This is a genomic window from Halorubrum sp. AD140 (assembly GCF_034497445.1).
Classification (GTDB): Archaea; Halobacteriota; Halobacteria; order Halobacteriales; family Haloferacaceae; genus Halorubrum.
This window is the reverse complement of sequence record NZ_JAXRUU010000155.1, coordinates 1-1,681: the sequence shown is the minus strand read 5'-3', so window position 1 is coordinate 1,681 and position 1,681 is coordinate 1. Positions and strand designations below refer to the sequence as shown.

Here is a 1,681-nt window from a genome sequence, read left to right as displayed (position 1 = left end):
GTCGCCAACTACCTCCTCCCCGGGGAGTACGGCGACAACGCCTTCTTCGCGAACCGCCGCGCCCAGCAGGCCCAGTATCTCGACGAGATCCGCGACCGGTTCGACGCGCCGCTGATGTTGGCGCCGCTCCGGCAGGACGAACCGATCGGGCTCGACGAACTCGGCGCCTTCGGTGAGGAGATCACCGGACTCGCAGACGTTGTCGAAGCGGACGCACCGGAGGTGACGCTCTCGTGAGCGACGCACAGGACGTGGAGGGTACGGCCGAGGAGAGCGCTGGCGTGCCGGAAGAGGAAGACGCAGCAGCCAGCGTCGAGGCGGCGCTCCGCGAGTTCCTCGACACGCTCGACGAGTCTGAGACGTACCGACAGTTCGTCGCGGCCGACGATGCGTTACAGGACGATAACGACGCGATGGCGCTGCTCCGCGAGTACCAGCGGAAGCAACAGCAGATACAGCGCGGCGGCTTCGACGAGTCGGTGATGGCCGAGCTGAAGCAGCTCCAGACCGAGCTGTCGAACAACGAGACCATTCAGCGTCAGCAGGCCGCACAGGCCGATCTGGTAGAACTCCTCCAGCGAACGAACGACGCCATTAGCGACGAGATCGGCGAGGAGTTCGCGCGGTCCACCGGAGGTGGGTGCTGTTGAGCACTTCCGAGCGGAATCCCGATGTAGACGGAGCCACCGACGAGGCGGTCCTCGCGGCCGCCGAGACGCTCGGTGAGGAGCTCGCCGCCGCGAAAGATGAGTCGTCGGAGTTCGCGTTTACGACGATGGTGATGCAGTGTAACGAAGCGATCGGCGACGAGACCGGGATCGACTACGGCAGCGTCTGCGGCGCCGATGACGACGGCTGCTGTTAGGCTGAGCCGCTGGCTGTGGATATCGGCTGCGGCTGGTAGGAACAGCCGACGGTAGCGCCGTTCGATAGGAGCCGAGGCGCATCGACTACCTTTTCCGCCTCACTCGGCGGGTGGCCTCTCCGGCAGGAGTTCGTCGAACAGCGCGACGACGCGGTCCTCGATCTCGTCGCGGATCTCGCGGACCGCCTCGACAGGCCGACCGTGCGGGTCGTCGAGTCCCCAGTCGCGGCTCTCTCCGTTCCACGTCGCCGGGCACACGTCCGACGCCGAACAGCCCATCGTCACGACGAGATCCGCCGATCGTAGCTCTTCCGGAGTCACCTCTCTCGGCGTTCGATCGCCGATATCGATGTCCAGTTCGCGCATCGCCTCGACGACGACGTCGTGGACGTGGTCGGCGGGCCGCGTCCCGCCGGTCAGGACCTCGATCCGATCGCCCGCGTTGCGGCGGTCCAGTTCGCGCTCGGCGAACGCGGCCGCCATCTGGCTCCGGCCCGCGTTCTGGACGCAGGCGAACGCGATCCGACGGTCCGGCCGATTGTGGTCGCTCACGGTCCCTTATGCGGCAGGGACCACTATAATCGTTACTCGGGACCGCTACCGAGCGATATAGTGCTATATAGCGACTCGAACACCACTCACAACCGCGGGGAGTACCGCGATTAACGAATTCTATATCGCGATATTCAATTTATTTACCCGTCCGGGACAGATAGCTCGCTCGGCCACACGATGCGGGTTGCCCGTCCGATTCGGCGTCTCGGCGGCGATCGACCGGCTTTTTTCCCGCCGGACCCTCGCTTGCGACATGGCCGA

At 65.3% G+C, this 1,681-nt stretch carries 4 protein-coding genes; 3 read left to right on the top strand and 1 reads right to left on the bottom strand.

Features of this window, described 5'->3' with window-relative positions:
- From U4E84_RS16885 to hcsS, 3 genes are all read left to right on the top strand, one after another.
- The coding region (locus tag U4E84_RS16885; RefSeq protein ID WP_322533265.1) for an ArsA-related P-loop ATPase at positions 1 to 237 on the top strand (237 nt) is incomplete at its 5' end.
- Positions 234 to 650 carry a halo-CC-star protein HcsL gene (hcsL, locus tag U4E84_RS16880; protein ID WP_322533264.1) on the top strand — a complete coding sequence of 139 codons (417 nt, stop codon included), beginning with the start codon at positions 234 to 236 and terminating at the stop codon, positions 648 to 650. The genes U4E84_RS16885 and hcsL, both read left to right, overlap by 4 nt.
- On the top strand, positions 641 to 865 hold the full coding sequence (hcsS, locus tag U4E84_RS16875; protein WP_322533263.1) for a halo-CC-star protein HcsS: 225 nt from the start codon (positions 641 to 643) through the stop codon (positions 863 to 865). Before hcsL ends, hcsS begins: the two co-directional genes overlap by 10 nt.
- Before the next feature lie 99 nt (positions 866 to 964).
- Here hcsS and U4E84_RS16870 read toward each other — a convergent pair whose 3' ends face one another.
- Positions 965 to 1,348, bottom strand: coding sequence for a low molecular weight phosphatase family protein (locus U4E84_RS16870; protein WP_345785521.1), 384 nt, complete (start codon positions 1,346 to 1,348; stop codon positions 965 to 967).
- Positions 1,349 to 1,681 lie beyond the last annotated feature (333 nt).